The 20,513-nt window shown below is 69.2% G+C and carries 12 protein-coding genes and 1 pseudogene; 8 read left to right on the top strand and 5 right to left on the bottom strand.

Translation table 11 applies throughout. The annotated features are described in order from the left end of the window. Positions 1 to 65 precede the first annotated feature (65 nt). Positions 66 to 1,604 carry an MFS transporter gene (locus ACIBVL_RS22255; RefSeq protein WP_399098996.1) on the bottom strand — a complete coding sequence of 513 codons (1,539 nt, stop codon included), beginning with the start codon at positions 1,602 to 1,604 and terminating at the stop codon, positions 66 to 68. Between the two features lie 406 nt (positions 1,605 to 2,010). On the opposite strand from ACIBVL_RS22255, the gene ACIBVL_RS22250 reads away from it, so the two are divergent. After that, positions 2,011 to 2,799 (top strand): ABC transporter ATP-binding protein, encoded by a 789-nt coding sequence (locus ACIBVL_RS22250; protein ID WP_399098995.1) that lies wholly within the window; start codon positions 2,011 to 2,013, stop codon positions 2,797 to 2,799. Continuing rightward, positions 2,796 to 5,375, top strand: a complete 2,580-nt coding sequence (locus tag ACIBVL_RS22245) for an ABC transporter permease (RefSeq protein WP_399098994.1) — start codon at positions 2,796 to 2,798, stop codon at positions 5,373 to 5,375. Before ACIBVL_RS22250 ends, ACIBVL_RS22245 begins: the two co-directional genes overlap by 4 nt. Positions 5,376 to 5,453: 78 nt before the next feature. Here the strand turns inward: ACIBVL_RS22245 and ACIBVL_RS22240 are convergent, their stop codons facing one another. Next, a complete protein-coding gene (locus tag ACIBVL_RS22240) occupies positions 5,454 to 8,453 on the bottom strand; it encodes a hypothetical protein (RefSeq protein WP_399098993.1) in 3,000 nt (999 codons plus the stop codon). A gap of 323 nt (positions 8,454 to 8,776) precedes the next feature. On the opposite strand from ACIBVL_RS22240, the gene mfd reads away from it, so the two are divergent. The 4 genes from mfd (at position 8,777) to ACIBVL_RS22220 (ending at position 15,005) form a co-directional block, all read left to right on the top strand. Next, complete coding sequence (mfd, locus tag ACIBVL_RS22235; RefSeq protein ID WP_399098992.1) at positions 8,777 to 12,310, top strand: transcription-repair coupling factor; 3,534 nt, start codon at positions 8,777 to 8,779, stop codon at positions 12,308 to 12,310. Positions 12,311 to 12,505: 195 nt separating this feature from the next. Continuing rightward, entirely contained in the window at positions 12,506 to 12,829 is a 324-nt protein-coding gene (locus tag ACIBVL_RS22230) for a hypothetical protein (RefSeq protein WP_399098990.1), read from the top strand. 55 nt (positions 12,830 to 12,884) lie between these two features. After that, the gene (locus tag ACIBVL_RS22225) at positions 12,885 to 13,610 is read left to right on the top strand and encodes an HNH endonuclease family protein (RefSeq protein WP_399099487.1); all 726 of its coding nucleotides are present in this window, start codon (positions 12,885 to 12,887) and stop codon (positions 13,608 to 13,610) included. 36 nt (positions 13,611 to 13,646) lie between these two features. Further along, positions 13,647 to 15,005, top strand: coding sequence for a tetratricopeptide repeat protein (locus tag ACIBVL_RS22220; RefSeq protein ID WP_399098989.1), 1,359 nt, complete (start codon positions 13,647 to 13,649; stop codon positions 15,003 to 15,005). A gap of 74 nt (positions 15,006 to 15,079) precedes the next feature. On the opposite strand, the gene ACIBVL_RS22215 is transcribed toward ACIBVL_RS22220, so the two are convergent. The 3 genes from ACIBVL_RS22215 to ACIBVL_RS22205 are packed head-to-tail and all read right to left on the bottom strand — an operon-like array spanning position 15,080 to position 18,995. Continuing rightward, positions 15,080 to 15,679, bottom strand: coding sequence for a DUF6262 family protein (locus ACIBVL_RS22215; protein ID WP_399098988.1), 600 nt, complete (start codon positions 15,677 to 15,679; stop codon positions 15,080 to 15,082). Beyond that, on the bottom strand, positions 15,676 to 17,877 hold the full coding sequence (locus ACIBVL_RS22210) for a tyrosine-type recombinase/integrase (protein WP_399098986.1): 2,202 nt from the start codon (positions 17,875 to 17,877) through the stop codon (positions 15,676 to 15,678). Before ACIBVL_RS22210 ends, ACIBVL_RS22215 begins: the two co-directional genes overlap by 4 nt. Continuing rightward, positions 17,874 to 18,995: a tyrosine-type recombinase/integrase gene (locus ACIBVL_RS22205; protein WP_399098984.1), complete on the bottom strand. Its 1,122-nt coding sequence runs from the start codon at positions 18,993 to 18,995 to the stop codon at positions 17,874 to 17,876. The genes ACIBVL_RS22210 and ACIBVL_RS22205 overlap by 4 nt, the downstream gene beginning before the upstream one ends. Positions 18,996 to 19,118: 123 nt before the next feature. Here ACIBVL_RS22205 and ACIBVL_RS22200 point away from each other — a divergent pair. Then, positions 19,119 to 19,604: pseudogene (locus ACIBVL_RS22200) on the top strand (HNH endonuclease family protein); the annotation flags it as partial. Between the two features lie 54 nt (positions 19,605 to 19,658). Beyond that, positions 19,659 to 20,402 (top strand): N-acetyltransferase, encoded by a 744-nt coding sequence (locus ACIBVL_RS22195; RefSeq protein ID WP_399098983.1) that lies wholly within the window; start codon positions 19,659 to 19,661, stop codon positions 20,400 to 20,402. Positions 20,403 to 20,513: the final 111 nt, after the last annotated feature.

Raw genomic sequence — 20,513 nt, 5'->3', positions numbered from 1 at the left:
CCAAACTGGTCGGTCGGTATGCGCTTACTGTACGACCAGGGCGCTGACCTGCGGTGTTACCGACGTTAACCCCCAGCCTTGGGTGACGGCAGACCCTCGTGGTCGTCGAGCACCGGAAAGCGCCGCGGTGCCACGCACAGCAGCACCAGGAAGGCGAGCGCGGCCGCGCACGCCGCTCCCAGATACACGGCGTGCACGGCGCTCGCGACGGCGTGCCGGACGGACTCGGGCGCAGTGCCGGCGTCGAGCGCGCGGGTGACGGAGTCCAGGTCGCCCGCGCCGCCCAGTCGTGCCGCCAGCACTCCGTTGGCGACCGCGCCGAACACCGACGCGCCGATCGTCTGCCCGGTCTGCCGGCAGAACAGCACGGACGCCGTCGTCGTACCGCGCTCCGACCAGCCGACCGTCGACTGCACCCCCACGATCAGCGGCAACTGGAACAGCCCCAGCGCGGCGCCGAGCAGCAGCATCAGCAGCGTCGGCTGCCAGGCCTCGCCGGGATACGGCAGGAGCGGGAACGCCACCAGGACCAGCGCCGCCGCCCCGATGCCGAGCAGCGCGGTGTCACGGAAGCCGATGCGCCGGTAGACGTGCTGGCTGAGCGCGGCGGACAGCGGCCAGCTCAGCGTCCACACCGACAGCACGAACCCGGCGGTCACCGGCCCCAGCCCCAGCACCGCCTGCGCGTACGTAGGCAGGAACACCGACGGCGCCACCATCAGCAGCCCCAGCGCGCCCAGCGCCAGATTGACCGCCGCGATCGTACGGCGACGCCACACCCACCCGGGGATGATCGGCTCCGCCGCCCGGCGTTCGATGACGACGACGAGCCCGGCCAGCGCCAGCCCCGCACCGAACAGCGCGAACGACGGCACCGAAAGCCACGCCCAGGCCACCCCGCCCTGCACCAGCGCGGTCAGCAGCACCCCGCCGCACGCGAACACGGCCAGCGCACCCGCCCAGTCGACACGCGCGCGTGCAGCCGCCTTCCCCGCGGACTCCCTGTGCGGCTCGTGCAGATGACGGACGATCAGCCACAACGCCGCCGCCCCGATGGGGAGGTTGACGAGGAAGATCCAGCGCCAGTCCGCGTACGCCGCCAGCACCCCGCCGATGCCCGGCCCCGCGACCGCCGACACCGCCCACACCGTGGACAGCTTCGACTGGATCCTCGGACGCTCCGCCAACGGGTACAGGTCGGCGGCGAGCGTCTGCACCGTGCCCTGCAACGCCCCGCCGCCCAGACCCTGCACGATCCGGAACGCGATCAGCGCCCCCATGTTCCAGGCCAGCGCGCACAGCAGCGAGCCCAGGAGGAACAGCGAGGCGCCGACGACCAGCACCGGCTTGCGGCCGAAGGTGTCGGAGAGCTTGCCGTACACGGGCAGGGTGACCGTCACCGCGAGCAGATAGCCGGAGAACAGCCAGGAGAAGACCGAGAACCCACCCAGGTCGCCGACGATCTGCGGTACGGCCGTGGAGACGACGGTGGAGTCGAGGGCGGCCAGCGCCATGGAGAGCATGAGCGCGGCGACGACGGCACCCCGCCGGTGCCGCGCGGTGCGCTCGGTTGACTGCCGTATCGCCGGTTTCGTCCCGCCCACGCGGATTCCTTCCCCCTGCATCCATCTGCCGAGGAGCAGCTTCCCACTTGACCCTCACGTCGCGGCAGGGTGGAGCCTGGTCGGGCCGAAGGGTGGAGGGAGCCCCGAGAGACGCTCCACCCGGCGGTGGAGAGCCCCTAGGGGAACCTCCGTACTACGTCTCGGGGAGGTGTCGTACCGGCGGAGGACGAGACGGCCCGGGGTGCCTCCTTAACCTGGCTTTACGCCGCTGGGGGTGGCCAGCCCCAGCGGCGGAGGGTGGGGTTAACCCCCCGAGAAGACGGGTCCCGGCCCCAGCGCGCCGGACCCTCTCCCGCCGCCAGACTCTTCGACGTAGCGCTCTTCCCCACTCAGCCACCACCGAGGCGGAGCGTGACTCACCCACTTCCGACATTGGAGACTTACCGTGACTTCGGCTGTAACCATTCCCAGGCACGGGGGCACTGGAGGGCGTACGGCCGTCGCCGCGCGGGCGCGGCAGGTCGTCAAGGCGTACGGGTCCGGCGAGACCCGCGTCGTCGCCCTCGACCACGTCGACGTGGACATCGCCCGCGGCCAGTTCACCGCGATCATGGGCCCCTCGGGGTCCGGCAAGTCCACGCTGATGCACTGCCTCGCCGGTCTCGACACCGTGACGAGCGGCCAGATCCACCTGGACGAGACCGAGATCACCGGCCTGAAGGACAAGAAGCTCACCCAACTGCGCCGGGACCGGATCGGGTTCATCTTCCAGGCGTTCAACCTGCTGCCGACGCTCAACGCGATCGAGAACATCACGCTGCCCATGGACATCGCCGGCCGCAAGCCCGACAAGGCGTGGCTGGACCGGGTCGTGGAGACCGTCGGCCTCGCGGACCGGCTCAAGCACCGCCCCACCCAGCTCTCCGGCGGACAGCAGCAGCGCGTCGCCGTGGCCCGCGCCCTGGCGGCCCGCCCGGAGATCATCTTCGGTGACGAGCCCACCGGAAATCTCGACTCGCGCGCGGGCGCCGAGGTCCTGGGCTTCCTGCGCCGCTCGGTGGACGACCTGGGCCAGACCATCGTGATGGTCACGCACGACCCGGTGGCGGCCTCCTACGCGGACCGTGTGCTGTACCTCGCCGACGGCCGGATCGTCGACGAGATGTTCAAGCCGACCGCCGACACCGTCCTCGACCGCATGAAGGACTTCGACGCGCGGGGGCGTACGTCATGACCGTCATGAAGACCTCGATGCGCAACTTCTTCGCGCACAAGGGACGTATGGCCCTGTCGGCCGTGGCGGTCCTGCTCTCGGTGGCGTTCGTCTGCGGGACGCTGGTGTTCACCGACACCATGAACACCACTTTCGACAAACTCTTCGCGGCTACCTCCTCCGATGTGACGGTGAGCGCGCAGGACGCCTCGGACACCGGTGAGACCACCTCCGGCAACGGCAAGCCGCCGGTCATGCCGGCCTCCGTGCTCGACAAGGTGCGCCAGGCGCGGGGCGTGCAGTCGGCCGAGGGGTCCGTCTTCTCGAGCGCGGTGACCGTCGTCGACGCCGACAAGGACAACCTGTCGCCGTCCAGCGGCGCGCCGACCATCGTGGGCAGCTGGAACGCCAACGAGGCCCGCACCATGAAGATCACCTCCGGTGCGGCGCCGAAGGGCTCCGACCAGGTCGTGGTGGACGCGGACACCGCCGACAAGCACCATCTGAAGCTCGGCGACGAGATCGGCGTGATCAGCGCGGTCGGCACGCACACCGCGAGGATCTCCGGCATCGCCACCTTCACCGTCACCAACCCCGGCGCGGCGATCTTCTACCTGGACACGAGGACCGCCCAGCAGACACTGGTCGGCGAGACGGGCGTCTACACGAACGTCAACGTCACGGCCGCGGCCGGGGTGAGCGACGCACAGCTGAAGAAGGACGTCGCGGCCGAGATCGGCACCGGCTACAAGGTGCAGACCGCCAAGGAGACGGCCGACGCCAACCAGAAGGACGTCGGCGAGTTCCTCGACGTGATGAAGTACGCGATGCTCGGGTTCGCCGGGATCGCCTTCCTCGTCGGCATCTTCCTGATCATCAACACCTTCTCGATGCTGGTCGCCCAGCGCACCCGCGAGATCGGCCTGATGCGGGCCATCGGCTCCAGCCGCAGTCAGGTCAACCGCTCGGTGCTGGCCGAGGCACTGTTCCTCGGCGTGGTCGGTTCGGTCCTCGGGGTCGGCGCCGGCGTCGGCATCGCCGTCGGCCTGATGAAGCTCATGGGCATGACCGGCATGAACCTGTCCACCGACGACCTGACGGTGGCGTGGACGACCCCGGTGATCGGCATGGTCCTCGGCGTCGTCGTCACGGTCCTGGCGGCCTACCTCCCCGCCCGCCGCGCCGGCAAGGTCTCCCCGATGGCCGCCCTGCGCGACGCGGGCGCCCCCGCCGACGCCAAGGCCGGAGCCGTACGGGCCGTGCTGGGCGCGCTGCTGACCGGCGCCGGCGCCTACGGCCTCTATGCGGCGGGGTCGGCCGACAAGGCGAGCGAGGGCTCGATGTGGCTGGGCATGGGGGTGGTGCTGAGCCTCATCGGCTTCGTGGTGATCGGCCCCCTGCTGGCAGGCGGAGTGGTCCGGATCCTGGGCGCGGTCCTGCTGAGGGCCTTCGGCCCCGTCGGCCGCATGGCGGAACGCAACGCCCTGCGCAACCCGCGCCGCACCGGCGCCACGGGCGCCGCGCTGATGATCGGTCTCGCGCTGGTCGCCTGCCTGTCGGTGGTCGGCTCCTCCATGGTCGCCTCCGCGACCGAGCAGCTCGACAAGTCCGTCGGCACCGACTTCATCATCCAGAACGACGGCGGCCAGCAGATCACCCCGCAGGCCGTGCAAGCCGTGAAGTCCACGCCGGGCCTGGAGCGCGTCACCGAGTACAAGGTCCTGGACGCCGACCTCAAGACCCCCGACGGCAAGACGTCGGCGAAGGAGACCGTCAACGCGGCCGACCCGACGTACGCGAAGGACCTGCGCACCGAGACGGTGGCCGGTGACCTCGCGGACGCCTACCGGCCCGACTCGATGTCCGTCTTCGAGGGCTTCGCCAAGGAGCACGGCCTCGAGCTCGGCTCGAAGGTCGACGTCGACTTCAAGGACGGCACCACCGCGACGCTCACGGTCCGCGCGATCACCAGTGACGACGTCGTGATCGACAAGGGCGCGATGTACGCGTCGATCGCGACCGTCGCGAAGTACGTCCCCGCCGACAGGATGCCGCTCGACCAGCTGGTCTTCGCCACGGCGAAGGACGGTCAGCAGGACACGGCCTACACCTCACTCAAATCCGCCCTGCACGACTACCCCCAGTACACGGTCCGCGACCAGACCGACTACAAGCAGGCGCTCAAGGACCAGATCGGCCAGCTCCTGAACCTGATCTACGGCCTTCTCGCCCTCGCGATCGTGGTGGCGATCCTGGGAGTGGTGAACACCCTGGCCCTGTCGGTGGTGGAACGCACCAGGGAGATCGGCCTGATGCGGGCCATCGGCCTCTCCCGCCGTCAGCTCCGCCGCATGATCCGCATGGAGTCGGTCGTCATCGCCCTCTTCGGCGCCCTCCTCGGCCTCGGCCTGGGCATGGGCTGGGGCGCCACCGCCCAGCAGCTCCTCGCCCTGGAGGGCCTGAACGTCCTCGAGATCCCCTGGCCGACCATCACCGGGGTCTTCATCGGCTCGGCCTTCGTGGGCCTCTTCGCCGCCCTGATCCCCGCCTTCCGGGCCGGCCGCATGAACGTCCTGAACGCCATCGCGACCGACTGACCGACCAACCGCGAACAACCGACCCGGCACCGAGAAGCCACGGGGGGCTTCTCGGCGCCGGGTCGTCCGCCTTCCGGGTCAGTTCCCTTCGAGCCGGCTCCAGAACTCCCGCGTTCCGGGACGCGTCCCGTCGTTGGCGAGGATCGCGGCGGCGCTGCACTTCAGCCGGAGCCGGACCTTGCGTTCCCCGCTGGCCGAGAACGGATCGTCCGAGGCCAGCTTCGAGTCCAGGAGCTCCTTGACGAATCGCTTCCAGACGTCCGGGCCGTACTCCTGAGCCCACTTCAGCCGGTTGTCCTCCGGCTGGTGGTCGCTGCGGAGGATGACGGACTTCTCCACGCGCCGTGCCATGGTGGTCAGATAGTGGCGTGCGGCCAGCGCCTCGACGGGCGGCAGGGCCTTGTCCCTGCCCTCGGCGTCGACGACCTCTGCCCCGTAGTGCTCCAGTTTTTCGAGAATGCGCTCCCTGCGGTAGAGGAATTCGTTGGGCAGCTGCAGTTCCACCAGATCGGCGTGGCGCACGCCGCGCAGTCCGGCCAGGTCGGCGGGCGAGCCGGTCACCCTGATCTTCTTGACGCTGGTGTTCTCGAGCCGCAGGGACCAGCCTCCCGCCGCAGGCAGCACCAGCCCCGAGAGTTCGCATCCGGCGATGCGGGAGTTCACGCCACGCACCCGCGAGAGGTCGAGTTCGTCCGCGAAGACGGCGTTGAGCAGGTCCGCCTCCGGCATGCGGCCCGTTTCGTCGATGACGGCCGACCACAGGGCGCCGAGGTTGGTGGCCGCCACCGTGGACTCGATCTGCTCCTGTGTGCGCCGCAGGCGGGGCGCGAAGTCGGCGACGGCCTGGACGACACGCTGCGCTCCGGCCGCGGTGACGACTCCCGTGACGGTGGCCGAGCGCCAGGGGGACTGCTTGAGCATCGCCTGGAACACGGAGCGCTTCCCGTCCAGGAGGTAGTGGCTCGCGGCGCCGGCCAGGAACTGGTCGAAGAACAGCTCGTGCTGGAAACGGAAACGTGAGGCGGACGTGTCGTCCGAAGCCGCGGCGAGTCCGCAGAGCACGGGCAGCCGTTGCTTGAGATGGCGCCGACTGGACAACTCGTCGTCGATGGCCAGCTCGGCCGCGTCCTGCAGTTCGCCGATGTCCGCCTCGCGCTCTTCGCGGCTCGCCATGAATTCCGCGACGTACTCGAACATACGCCGCAACTCGGCACTGCTCAGGAGGGCGGCGTCCCCCTGCCCCATCACCAACTTGCGTTCCTCGCGCGCCACATACTTGGTGAGCAGTCGCTCGGCGAGCGTGTTGCCGGTGATCTCGCCCTCCTCCGGATCGAGCGTCATCTCCGCGAGCGCGTGGGCGAAGAACGGCAGTCCCAGCAGGTGGCGGTCGCCCTCGGACAGCCGGGCCAGACTCTCGGGCGGCACCCCGTACTCGTCCAGGAACGCCGCCACGTCCTCGGGCGACCACCGCTGCACCGCTGCGACGCGGTGGCGCACGTAGGGCATGCCCTGCTCGTTGGCGCGCTCGACGCTGGAGCGGTACTGACCCATGTAGTAGGAGGAGCGAGCCGACACCACCACCACGCCTCGGCCGCCGAGTTCGTCGAGCCAGGGCCGGAGCGACCCGATCGCGTCGCTGTACCCCACTCCACCGAGCAACTCGTCGAACCCGTCGATGAGCAGGGTCATCAGCCCGTTGCGGCACAGGGCCTTCACGCCCTTGTCGGTGAGGTTCCGGGTCGACGCGACGGCGCTGTCCACGACGGTGCGGAGACTGTCGAGCACCTGGCCGGTGGACCGGACGTACAGGAAGAGGGCCTTGTCCGACGGCTGGCCCGCCTGCAGCGCCTGTTCGACCTCCCGGGTACGGGTCTTCGCGGCGTCGAGCATCGCCCTGGTCTTGCCGATGCCTGCTTCGCCGTTGATGAAGACCACTTGCGTCTGGCCGCGATCGGCCTGGAGGTACTCGTCGACGCCGTCGATGAGTTCGGCGAAGGTACGGGCGGGCTGCGCGTCGCTGCCGTCCATGTCGGAGACGACGACCTTGGCCATCCGGGTGATCCGGTGTTCCCGGGAGGCCCAGCCCAGAGTGTCGTGTTCCTCCTTCGCCAGCTGGTTCTCCAGCTGCTCCAGCTTCTGCCGCAGACGAGTCGCGACCACCTGCCAGTTGGCCAGGGAGCGCAGGTAATCGGAGTAGGGGACCCAGCCGGACTCCGCGCGCCACTGGCGGGCGTAGTCGGGGCCCAGCCGGAAGTAGTCCCGGCGGGGCTGGGTTCCGGTGCCCTCACCGGTCGCCTTGTCCCAGTAGAACTCGAAGCCCTGGTCGTGGTCGGCGTAGACGGGCTCGGAGTCGTCATCGGCGAAGCCGCGAAGATCCTGCTCGACGTCCCTGACGAAGTCGGCCCGTGTGCGGTCCGTCTTCTTCGGTTTGAGGAGGGGATGCAGCGCGGCCCGGACCGCCTCGCCGGAGGGTGAACCGCTCCCCGGTCCACCGCCGAAACGGAGGAAGGTGGGCTGAGCGCCGACGAACCTGGAGAAGAGATGCCAGACGCCGTTCGGCTCCGCGTACAGGAACGGCCACAGCGCCACCTCGTGCCCGGCCCAGACGAACGATGGCCGCAGTTCCCCGGAGTCGGCCCGCCGGACCGACAGCTCCGCGTCGCCGAGGGACTCCACGACGGCGTCGGCGATGGCATGGACCAAGCCGTCCAGCGTGGCCAGTTCCGTCTCACCGGTGGGCAGCGGTCCCCCATGGCTGAGGTGGTCGCGCAGCTGCTTGAGATTGGGCGCTCCCGGAACGCCGTCCGTGTAGAGGTCCAGGGCCCTGGCGACGGCCTGGCCCACGCGGTCGGCCGGCACCGTCCCGCAGCCGTCCAGCTGCTGACGGGCGAGTTTCAGGTAACCGACCCACTCGCCGAGGCCGGGGGAACGGCCGACCACCGCCGGCGCCTGCCCGGCGGCGCGCACGGTCATCGCTGCCAGAAGGGCCAGGAAACGCAGCTCGAAGTCGAGCACCGAGAAGCCCTCGTGGATGCTGCGCGGGCGGCCCGTCGACGCCTGCGAGTACGAGGCCTCCATGCGGCGGAAAACCTCCGCGGGAGTCTCCGGCAAGGATCCCCCGGCCGCCGATCCTCCTGAGTCCTGCACAGTTCCCCCTCGTCCCCGTCACACGTTCCGCGCTCCGACGCACTTTATCGATCAGTCCGGGGCGCCGCCGCGCCTGTGGACAAGACGCGGTGACCGTGCACCGGGAGTTGTCCACAGCCCCGGGCACACCGCGTGGCCAAGTCGTACCCTGGACACCCCCGGCCCGTGACACGCGTCGGGCCCTTCGCGTTGCCCACCCGACCCGCTACACCCCTACCCGAAGCCCCCGACCCCTCGGACGGAAAGCCCCCTCCATGAGCCTGCACGGTCTGCTCGACGCCGTCGTCAAGGACACCGCCCTCGCGGAAGCGATCCCCGCGGCCGCGGACGGCAACCGCATGCATGTCGACCTGGTCGGCCCCCCGGCGGCCCGCCCCTTCGCGATCGCCGCCCTCGCCCGCGAGACCGGCCGGACGGTCCTCGCGGTGACGGCCACCGGCCGCGAGGCCGAGGACCTTGCAGCGGCCCTGCGCTCACTGCTCCCCCCGGACGGCGTCGCGGAGTACCCCTCCTGGGAGACCCTCCCGCACGAACGCCTCAGCCCCCGCAGCGACACCGTGGGCCGCCGCCTGGCCGTCCTGCGCCGCCTGGCCCACCCACGCCCCGACGACCCCGAGACGGGCCCGGTCTCGGTCGTCGTGGCGCCCGTACGCTCCGTCCTCCAGCCCCAGGTCAAGGGCCTCGGCGACCTGGAACCGGTGGCCCTGAGGACAGGGCAGCAGGCCGACCTGAACGAGATCGTCGAAGCCCTCGCGGCCGCCGCCTACGCGCGCGTGGAGCTCGTGGAGAAGCGCGGCGAGTTCGCCGTACGCGGCGGCATCCTCGACGTGTTCCCGCCCACCGAGGAACACCCCCTGCGCGTCGAGTTCTGGGGCGACGACGTCGAGGAGATCCGTTACTTCAAGGTCGCCGACCAGCGCTCCCTGGAGGTGGCCGAACACGGCCTGTGGGCGCCCCCCTGCCGCGAACTCCTCCTCACCGACGACGTCCGTTCACGCGCGCGTGCCCTCGCCGAACAGCACCCGGAACTCGGCGAGCTCCTGAACAAGATCGCCGAGGGGATCGCGGTGGAGGGCATGGAGTCCCTCGCCCCCGTCCTGGTCGACGACATGGAGCTGCTGATCGACGTCCTGCCCAAGGGCGCGATGGCCGTCGTGTGCGACCCGGAGCGGGTACGCACGCGTGCCGCGGACCTCGTGGCGACCTCCCAGGAGTTCCTGCAGGCGTCCTGGGCGGCGACGGCCGGCGGCGGCGAGGCGCCCATCGACGTCGGCGCGGCCTCCCTGTGGTCGATCGCGGACGTCCGCGACCGCGCGCGCGAGCTGGACATGATGTGGTGGTCGGTGTCGCCGTTCGCCGCGGACCTCGAGCTGGAGGCGGACACCCTCCAGCTCGGCATGCACGCCCCCGAGACCTACCGCGGCGACACCGCGAAGGCCCTCGCGGACACCAAGGGCTGGCTCGCGGACGGCTGGCGCGTCGTCTTCGTCACCGAGGCCCACGGACCGGCGGCCCGCACGGTCGAGGTGCTCGGCGGCGAGGGCGTCGCCGCCCGCCTGGACGCCGACCTGACCGAACTCGGCCCCTCCGTCGTCCACGTCTCCTGCGGCTCGATCGACTACGGCTTCGTCGACCCGGCCCTCCGCCTCGCCGTCCTCACCGAGACCGACCTGTCGGGCCAGAAGGCGGCCGGCAAGGACGGCGCGCGCATGCCCGCGCGCCGCAGGAAGACCATCGACCCGCTCACCCTGGAAGCGGGCGACTACATCGTCCACGAGCAGCACGGCGTGGGCCGCTACATCGAGATGGTGCAGCGCACCGTGCAGGGCGCCACCCGCGAGTACCTGGTCGTCGAGTACGCCCCCGCCAAGCGCGGCCAGCCCGGCGACCGCCTCTACATCCCCACCGACCAGCTGGAGCAGATCACCAAGTACGTCGGCGGCGAGGCGCCCACCCTGCACCGCCTCGGCGGCGCGGACTGGACCAAGACCAAGGCGCGCGCGAAGAAGGCCGTCAAGGAGATCGCCGCCGACCTGATCAAGCTGTACAGCGCCCGTATGGCGGCCCCCGGTCACGCCTTCGGCGCGGACACCCCGTGGCAGCGCGAGCTGGAGGACGCCTTCCCGTACGCGGAGACCCCCGACCAGCTCACCACCATCGCCGAGGTCAAGGACGACATGGAGAAGACGGTCCCCATGGACCGCCTGATCTGCGGCGACGTCGGCTACGGCAAGACGGAGATCGCGGTCCGCGCCGCGTTCAAGGCCGTCCAGGACGGCAAGCAGGTCGCCGTGCTCGTCCCGACGACGCTCCTCGTCCAGCAGCACTTCGGCACGTTCAGCGAGCGGTACTCGCAGTTCCCGGTGAACGTGCGCGCCCTGTCCCGCTTCCAGACGGACACCGAGGCCAAGGCGGTCCTGGAGGGCCTGCGCGAGGGGTCCGTGGACGTCGTCATCGGCACCCACCGCCTGTTCTCCTCGGAGACGAAGTTCAAGGACCTCGGTCTCGTCATCGTCGACGAGGAGCAGCGTTTCGGTGTCGAGCACAAGGAGCAGCTGAAGAAGCTCCGCGCGAACGTCGACGTCCTGACGATGTCCGCGACCCCCATCCCGCGCACCCTGGAGATGGCGGTCACCGGCATCCGCGAGATGTCGACGATCACGACCCCGCCGGAGGAGCGCCACCCGGTGCTCACCTTCGTGGGGCCGTACGAGGAGAAGCAGATCGGCGCCGCCATCCGCCGCGAACTCCTCCGGGAGGGCCAGGTCTTCTACATCCACAACCGGGTCGAGTCGATCGACCGCGCGGCCGCCCGCCTGCGCGAGTTCGTCCCCGAGGCGCGCATCGCGACGGCCCACGGCCAGATGTCGGAGTCGGCGCTCGAACAGGTCGTCGTCGACTTCTGGGAGAAGAAGTTCGACGTGCTCGTCTCGACGACGATCGTCGAGTCCGGCATCGACATCTCCAACGCGAACACCCTGATCGTGGAGCGCGGCGACACCTTCGGCCTGTCCCAGCTGCACCAGCTGCGCGGCCGCGTGGGCCGGGGCCGGGAACGCGGCTACGCCTACTTCCTCTACCCGCCGGAGAAGCCCCTCACGGAGACCGCCCACGAGCGGCTCGCGACGATCGCCCAGCACACCGAGATGGGTGCGGGCATGTACGTGGCGATGAAGGACCTGGAGATCCGCGGCGCGGGCAACCTGCTGGGCGGCGAGCAGTCCGGCCATATCGCGGGCGTCGGATTCGACCTGTACGTCCGGATGGTGGGCGAGGCCGTCGCGGACTACCGGCGCCAGCTGGAGACCGGTGAGATCGAGGAGGAGCCCCCGCTCGAGGTCAAGATCGAGCTGCCCGTCGACGCACACGTCCCGCACGACTACGCCCCCGGCGAGCGGCTGCGCCTCCAGGCCTACCGGGCCATCGCCTCCGCCAACTCGGAAAACGACATCAAGGCCGTACGCGAGGAACTCGTCGACCGCTACGGCAAGCTGCCCGAGCCGGTGGAGAACCTGCTGCTGGTCGCGGGTCTGCGCATGCTGGCACGCGCGTGCGGCGTCGGCGAGATCGTCCTGCAGGGCACCAACATCCGCTTCGCTCCGGTGGAGTTGAGGGAGTCGCAGGAGCTGCGCCTGAAGCGCCTGTACCCCGGCTCCGTCATCAAGCCGGCCGTCCACCAGATCCTCGTACCCCGCCCGAAGACCGCGAAGGTCGGCGGCAAGCCGCTGGTCGGACGGGACCTGCTGGGCTGGGTGGGGGAGTTCCTGGCAACGGTGCTGGGGTCGTAAAAACCGGAGCTCCTTCCGAGGGTGACTCATCACCGACGGCATTCCCGGGATGTGAAGGATGCCCACGGGGAGACGGTGGTGGTCCGGACCCCCCGGATGCCGTCGCACGCCGTAGGTACGGTGTGCACCAGCGTCCGGCGGGGAAACCGCCCTGTGCGGGGTGGCAGCGGGCCGGCAAGGGGAGGGGCGCTCGGGATGCGTCTGAGGGGTGCGGCGGCGAGCGCCGCCATGCTGATGGGCACGGTGGCCGCGGTCACCGTCGGCTGTACGCCCGAGATCGCGGGAGACGGTTCCGCCGGAGCGGGGGCGACGGCGAGCGGGGGAGCGGCGCTGACGGCCGCCGAGTCGCTCACCGTGAAGGGACGCGCGCCCAAGACCGGCTACGAGCGCGACAAGTTCGGCACGCCGTGGGCGGACACGGACTCGAACGGCTGTGACACCCGCGTTATCTCTATGCTTCGCCGGGTGGCTGAGGCATTTTCGCAGCTCATGGAGGGGATGGTGAGTTGTGCTCACTGAGAGGCACGTGAGTCACAGGGGGGCGCTTAGCGTGCGCTGCTTCCGTGGGGTGGCGGTGGCGGCGACTGCCGTGCTTCTCGTCTCAGGCTGTGAGGGACTCGGTGAAGATGGCTCCTCCGCGGGGTCCGGGCCGGCTGCGCCGGACGGGCGGGCGGTCAGTCCGCTCGAGAACCCGGACGGTACGAAGCCCGGGCTCGCTCCGGTGACGACGGACGCGGACAAGGCCGCGGCCCGCAAGCTCATCGAGGCGCTGACCACGAAGGGGCGGGGACCGAAGACGGGCTACGACCGCGACAAGTTCGGCTACGCGTGGATGGACACGGCCGACGGGGTGCCGCTCGCGAGGAACGGGTGTGACACTCGAAATGATCTCATTCATCGGGATGGTGAGAACCTTCGTTTTCGAAGCGGCTCCGACTGTGTGGTCATCGCCATGACACTGCACGACCCGTACACCGGGACGACCATCGAGTGGCGCAAGCAGCAGGCCTCCGAGGTGCAGATAGACCACGTGGTGCCACTGTCGTACAGCTGGCAGATGGGTTCGTCGCGCTGGCCGAAGAGCAAGCGCGAGCAGTTCGCCAACGACGTGCTCAATTTGATCCCGGTCCAGGGCCGGGCCAACTCGGCCAAGGGCGATTCGGGACCGGCATCCTGGCTGCCCCCGGACAAGCAGGTGAGGTGCTCTTACGCGATCCGCTTCGCGCAGGTGGTCCTCAAGTACGACCTTGCGGTGACGACGGCGGACAAGGACATGATGCTGAAGCAGTGCGACGACTGATAGCGGTGTCGTAGGTGGTGGCTAGGGTGCACTGCCGTGGACGCTGCTGATCTTGACTACCGGACCCGGACGTTGTCCGGCTGCATTCCTCCGCTCCTGGTCACCCGACTTCTTGAGCTGGGTCACACGGAGGAGGTGGAGTTCCAGGCCGGCCGTGGGGAGTGGTTCTGCGCGCGGGAGTGGGCGCGGCTGCTCGGCGACCAAAGTCGGCGGGCCGAGGCGTTGGAGGTGCTTGCTCCGTACGTCGCCACGCGCTGGTGGCCGGCCGCCCAGGCCCAGGCGGAACTACTGGAGAGCTGGGGGCGGGCTGAGGAGGCGATCATCCTGGCCCGGCCGTACACAGAGGTCGGAGGGCTTCCGCTCGAGTTCTTCGCGCGGCTGCTGGCCCGGCACGGACGTACGGACGAGGCGATCAGTCGGCTGAGCGCCGGGGTCGAGGACTGGTTCCTTGCCACAGCCCTGGTCGACATCGCCGAGGGAGCAGGTCGGGACGAAGACATTGCTGCGCTGCTGGCCGCCCGGATCCCGGATCAGCACCGGTGTGACAGCCCATGGTGCTGCCGAGGTCTCGACCCCGACATGGCAATCGGGCTGCTTGCCACGATCCGCGAACGTCAGGGCCGCATCGACGAAGCGATCGCCCTGCTGCACACCCGGCAGCACATCACCTCCGTCAACAATCACGACCAGCTGGCTGATTTGCTGGCGAGGCACGATCGGATCGAGGAACTGCGTGCGTACGCGGCATCCGAGTACCTCGGTCATGCCGCGCGGCGTTTGGCCGAGGCGCTAGAGGAGCGCGGCGACGTGGAAGGCGCGATCGCCGTGTACCGGCAGCCGGGTGACTCACCAGTCCGCGAGTGCCATGGTGCGGTCCAACTGGCACAGCTCCTGTCTTGGCATGGCCGGGGCGACGAGGCGATCGAGGTGATGCGCGTGCTTGTGGACTCACCCGGCGGCGCGGAGGACTGGCTCGTCGACACGCTGTGCACCCTGTACTCCGACCACGGCCGCGCTCGGGATGGTCTGGCCTGCCTCGACGCTCTCAAGGATCGCCGTGATGGCGAAGAGGATTGGGACTTCTTCAGGTTGCGGCTTCGTCTCATGGCCGACGATGGCCTGCTCGATGAGGCAATCGAGCAGGCGCGGGCGCACCCCGAGGGTGACACCTGGTACGCGGCCTGGACCATCTCCGACCTTCTCGCCGAGACTGGTCGGACCGAGGAGGCCGTCGCCGTCCTCGAACGGCACGCCCCCGCCAACAGCGGTCTGCTGGCGGGCCACCTCATTGACCTGGGCCGCATCGAAGACGCTGTCGTACTGCTTCAGCAACGCAAGAACGAGCCGGATACACCCACCTCGACCGGCTTGCTCTCCACCGAACCTCCCTTCTAAATCGGAGAGTTCGCCCCCGCGGCTGCCCGGGCAGGCGACACGCAGGTCGGACAGCAGCGGGGGCGGAGCGCGGGCTACAGGGACGGAACAGCCCGCATGGCGCGGCGGAGACTGGCCCGGGCGGCGGTGAGATCGTCTTCCGTCTCACTCAGCCTGCCCTCCAGGGCGGCGATCCGACTTCTGGCCTCTGACAGCTCCTCGTTCACGGCGGTGTTCCGCTGCTCCAGTTGTTGCACCCGCTGGGTCAGCGCGTTCTGGTCCACTCCGTCCAACTCGGCACCGAGAGACAGCCGGACCCGGTTCAAGAGCCGGTCACGTTCCTTCTTGAGATCCTTGATCTCTTCGCGTGCCAAGGCGAGGTCCGTCTGCAGCCCGGCAGGGGACACCTGCCGCGCCGCCGGAACGGGGGCGCCCTGGGGTACCTGCTCTCGCTGGGCGGTGATGCCGTCGTGAACGGCCTGGTGCACCTGGGGCTGGTTGTAGACGAACCACGTGGACACCGCCGCGTCCCGCGCCACCTGGCTGACGGTGATACGCCGTCCCGAGCGGAGAAGGCCGGCCACTGCATCGAGCGCCCGCCTGGTCTTCTCCTCGCTGTCCTTGGCGCGGCTGGCGCGCAGGCGCTCGACCCGTGAGTTCCGGTCATTGGGGCCTGAAGCGGCGGGACTCTTCATTCGGGGCTCCGTGCTGTCAGTGCCTGCAAGGGGACGAAGGCCGCTGCGGAGCGGGCCCTGCGCAGCTCGCGTGAGGCGGATTCGACGACTGCGCGCTCCTCGGCGGGCAGCGCGTCGAGCTTCCTCCGCATCTCGTCGGCCGACTTCGAGTACGCGCGGATCTGGTCGTCGAGATTGCGAACAACCCAGTCCGCGGCCTCCATCGCCAGAGCGGCCTCCTTGTCTGCCCGCAGGTCCGCGATCTGCTGTTCCAGGGCCGGTAGGTAGGAGGGGTCGGGCCGGTAGAAGTCGCAGCCGGCGCACTGGAAGCGGATGCGGCAGTGCCCGCCTCCGGCCTTGACGTTGCTCGGTTCGGTACAGCCGCCGTACGGAACCCCGACGCTCTCCACTTCGTAGGCCAGTGGGTCGCTGAAGCCACGGGATTCCCCGTGCCGGTCGACGGCGAGCGCCGCGACCGTTCGCACGGCTTCCTGTTTCCGGCTGAGGGAGACCTTGTAGTACCCCATGGTGACGTCCAGCGACCGGTGGTCCATGAGTTCCCGGAGGACGTCCGGCCGGGTTCCGGCGTCCGCGTGACGCTGGGCGTAGGCGTGGCGGAAGCCGTAGGGGACGATTTTGGTGCGGTCGTATGCCAGTGGTTCGCCGTTGTCGTCCAGGCGCTCGTCCCAGATGCCGGGGATGAGCTCGTCGACCCAGATGCGGAAGATGCGGCTGCAGAACTGCGCCGAGGTGAGGTGGCGACGGCGGGGGCGGTTGCGTTGACCGGGGGAGGGGAACAGCCACTGGGTGCAGGCCGGCACCGGAGGGAGAGCCTCCAGCTCCCTCTGCCAGGCCCCGATCTCCCGGGCGGTGCTCTCGGAGATCGGCAGGCGGCGGCCGTGGCGGCGCCGTTTGTGATTGTCGTAGATCAGCGTCGGTTTGCCGTCGATCCACTCCAGGCAGTCCCGCCGCAGGCTGGTGACCTCGCCCGGTCGGCGACCTGTGTCCCTCAGGACTGTGTAGACCACCTGGTACATACGGGCGAAGTCAGCAGTGGTCCAACCGCCGCTCTCGTAGGCCGTGGAACTGCCCAGCAGGTCGATGTGCGCATCGAGTTGGGCGATGACATGCTCGGGAACTGCTCGGCCGATGTCGTCCTCGGTCACCTCGATCGCCGCGATGGTGTGAAAGCGGGGATTGACGGCGAACCCGCCGGGGATGTGGTCCATCATCCCGGCTTGCCGGGCGAACTCCAGGAACGCACGCCAGCGCCGCAGCAGTGCTCGCCTGTGGCTTGTCGAGTGGTCGTGCCCGTCCTCGGGGCGTTTGGTGACGCGGAAGTGGTCCACTACGGCGTTCATGTCCGCCATCGACAGCCGCTCAGGGGCGTCTCCCTCGGGGCGGTGAGACAGCGCGGCCGACGCGATCGTCGCGGCGTACACGGTCTGCCTCAGCTCCAGAACATCGGGACGCGTAGCGCGCCCGTACTCCTTGACGAGATCCCGCAGCCACGTCTGTCGCACGGGTCGGAAATCGATCACGCCGTGAACGGCTTTGTACTTCCTTCCCCGCCCCGCCGTGAGGCCTACCAGCGCGCATTCCCAGACGTCGCCCGAGGTGGGGTCGGCGCCTTCGAATTCTGCCCGGGCACGTCGGATGTGAAGGAGGACGTCGTTGAGAACGCCTCTGGCGGCAGCGGGGAGTTCGGAGGAGAAGCCGGAGCCAAGGCTCAGGAGGGAGTCGAGCTCCTGCGGGAGGTCGGCCACAATGCGGCGCATGCGTTGGGGGACGAGGCTGATTCCAGCGTCGTCGCGTTGCTGAAGCCCATACAGAATCTCGTGTCGCACGGCTGGGGAAACTTGTGCCAAAGAGAACTGGGAGACCCCTGGCTTCACTCCGTCCGTGACGTTCGGCCGTCGACGAGCCACCACCGGGGTGTACGTCGTGTCGAAGTCCGCAGGATTTCCTCTGAGGAGACGGGCTTTGCGGCAGGCGTCGCAGCGACTGCCGTTGTTTCCGACGTGCGTGGAGCAAGCCGCGACTACGCAGGTGAATACGTGGGTCGTCGGATTGTCTGGATCAGCTGTGAACAGTGCCTTGGTCGGATCCCATTCGGTCGCTCGCCAACCGGGAGCGAGGCGTTCTGCGAGCCAGGCGGACCAGTCGGTGAGCGCGGTTGACTGCGAGGGAACCGAGGCGAGCACGGTGCTCGATGTCATCGCGCGATCTCCAGGGTGAGGCTGTCGACGGCCGATCGAAGGTCCTCGTCCTGAGCGTGGAGATAGACAGCGGTGCTGGCCGACGACGCATGCCCCAGCAAGGTCTGTACGACATCGGGCGCCACGCCACTGCGGATCCAGCGGGTTGCGGCTGTGTGCCGCATCATGTGCGGCCGGGCGCGCAGGCCGCAACGGTCACCGATGCGCTCGATGACCTGCTTTGCGTTCGAGTACGACATCGGACGGCCCGCCCAGCGGCCGACGAGATTCACGAATACGTAGTCACAGCCTGCCGCTCCGGAAACGTCTTCCCGCTCGGCCAGATACTCGCGGTACCGGTGAACGGCGTTCTGAGCGAGGGGCACCGCACGGTGCCGGCCGGCCTTGGCGCGTGCCCCGTTCTCGTTGTCCTGGCGGGGGCGGACGTGCAGGTGGGCGCCACCGGTCCGGCAGCCGAGATGTGTGGAGTCCGGGAGTAGGTGCATGTCCTCACGCCGCAGCCCGAGGGCTTCGCCGATGCGGAGGCCCGCCTCCACCAGGACGGTCAGCAGCAGCCGGTCACGCGCGGTGCGAGCGGCATCGAGAATCTGATCCATCTGGGCACCGGTGAGAGTCTGTGGTGCCCGCTCGATCTCCGGCGTTTTGAGGACACGGGCTTTGACCATCAGATGCTGGCCACCCTCGCCGGGGTCGAAGCCGGCCGGGGCATGGGTGAGGAAGCGCGGTTCGCTGAGACGCGCTGCGACCTCGTGATCCACACGGCCCTGGACCGCGCAGAAGCGGAGAAACTCGCACACCGCAGTGAGTGTGGCGTTGACCGTCTTGCCGGACGGAGGCCGCCCATGGCGTGTCGGTGTCCGTTCGATGTGAAACTTGAACAGGCTCATGTCGCCGAGCCGGACGGTCTTCCAGTCGGTGCCTCGCTCCGCGCACCAGTTGAGGAAGCGACCGATTCTGGGGATGTACGCGCGCTGTGTCTGTGGCGATCGACCGGCTCCACGCAGATACAGGGAGAACTCGCGGGCCTCGGGATGAGGCGCGTACGTCTCCTCGTCGACCAAAAGCCAGGTGGTCTCTCCGGTGGTGGGCGATACGGCCTTCTCTGTGCGTAACGTCACGGGATCTGCTCCCTGTCTCCGATGTCACTCATGTGCCTCATGGTGTGACTGATAACAGCGAGGGACAGAAATGAGTTACGGCTGTGCCTCATGTGCATCACATGGATGAGGGCGATAGAGATAACCCGCGACGACATCCTGAAACGCGACCTGGAGAAGGTGAGGTTCACCGGCGGTTCCTGCAAGGTGTCCTACGGCGTGCTGGAGTCGGACCCCTACTCCGGCAAGGACGTGACGTACCGGCGTGGCGCGAGCAAGGTCGACATCGACCATGTCGTCGCGCTGTCCGACGCCTGGCAGAAGGGCGCCAAGTACTGGGACGCCAGTAAGCGGATAGCCCTCGCCAACGATCCCCTGAACCTCCTGGCGGTCGACGCGAGCACCAACCGTTCCAAGGGTGACGGCGACACGGCGACCTGGCTGCCGCCCAACAAGGGCTACCGGTGCACGTATGTCGCGGCGCAGGTCGCCGTGAAGAAGAAGTACGGACTGTGGGTCACCGCGGCGGAGAAGTCCGCGATGGAGAAGGTCCTCTCGTCCTGCCCGAACCAGAAGCTCCCCACGGGCGGCAACCCGACGAACGCGCCGGGACGCTTCCACGCGGGGTGAGCGCCACCGGAAAACCCGTTCCCGCCTGCTCGTTCGTCGGCCTACCGTGACCTCATGGAATGGAAGATAGCCAGTCTCGCCGAGTGTCCGGAGATGCTCGGGCCGGTTCGGGAGATGCCCGACACCTGGCCGGAGTTCACGATCCAGGACCCCGTGGGCAACGCGTACTACGGGCAGATCCCGGTGGAGTTCCCGGAGCATGTGCTGTTCGCGCGGGACGAGCGGGGCGAGGTCGTCGCGCATGCCCACAGCGTGCCCTTCGTGCTGCATGCCGAGGGGCGGGGCGAGTTGCCGGCCCGGGGCTGGGACGAGGTGCTCACCTGGGCCTTCGCCGACCGTCGGCGTGGGGCGCGGCCGGACACGGTGAGCGCGATCTCGATCGTGGTCGCCCCGCACGCCCTGGGCCTGGGGCTGTCGGGGCGGATGCTGGCGGCGATGCGGGAGGGCGCCCGGGCGAAGGGGTTCGGCGAGGTCGTCGCGCCGGTCCGGCCGAACGCCAAGCATCTGGAACCGCACACCCCGATCGAGGAGTACGCCCGCCGGGTGCGGGAGGACGGGCTGCCGTACGACCCGTGGCTGAGGGTGCACGCCCGGGCCGGGGCGAGCATCGAGCGGGTGGCGCCGGCGTCGATGACGGTGTCCGCCTCGCTGGCGGAGTGGCGCCGCTGGACCGGGCTGCCCTTCGACACCCGGGGCGACATCGAGGTGCCCGGTGCGCTGGTACCGGTGCGGTGTGAGCCGGAACGGGACTACGCGGTGTACGTCGAGCCGAATGTGTGGATGCGGCACGCTCTTTGAACAGGGCCCCCGGTGTGAACACTTGGTGCGAAGGGACCGATGAGCCGGTAAAGAGTTCACAGGGCGCAAACGGACCGGGCTCAGCAAATCGGTCAGCTTCAGTAAGGGCCG

The organism is Streptomyces sp. NPDC049687 (assembly GCF_044465285.1).
Lineage (GTDB): Bacteria > Actinomycetota > Actinomycetes > Streptomycetales > Streptomycetaceae > Streptomyces.
The sequence above is the reverse complement of the archived record's forward strand: the minus strand, read 5'-3'. Positions and strand labels throughout refer to the sequence as shown.

Bases quoted from the DNA above. Each gene is read 5' to 3' on its own strand.
- ACIBVL_RS22245 (WP_399098994.1), top strand. From the start codon at position 2,796: ATGACCGTCATGAAGACCTCGATGCGCAACTTCTTCGCGCACAAGGGA.
- ACIBVL_RS22240 (WP_399098993.1), bottom strand. From the start codon at position 8,453: ATGGAGGCCTCGTACTCGCAGGCGTCGACGGGCCGCCCGCGCAGCATC.
- mfd (WP_399098992.1), top strand. From the start codon at position 8,777: ATGAGCCTGCACGGTCTGCTCGACGCCGTCGTCAAGGACACCGCCCTC.
- ACIBVL_RS22230 (WP_399098990.1), top strand. From the start codon at position 12,506: ATGCGTCTGAGGGGTGCGGCGGCGAGCGCCGCCATGCTGATGGGCACG.
- ACIBVL_RS22215 (WP_399098988.1), bottom strand. From the start codon at position 15,679: ATGAAGAGTCCCGCCGCTTCAGGCCCCAATGACCGGAACTCACGGGTC.
- ACIBVL_RS22210 (WP_399098986.1), bottom strand. From the start codon at position 17,877: ATGACATCGAGCACCGTGCTCGCCTCGGTTCCCTCGCAGTCAACCGCG.
- ACIBVL_RS22195 (WP_399098983.1), top strand. From the start codon at position 19,659: ATGGAATGGAAGATAGCCAGTCTCGCCGAGTGTCCGGAGATGCTCGGG.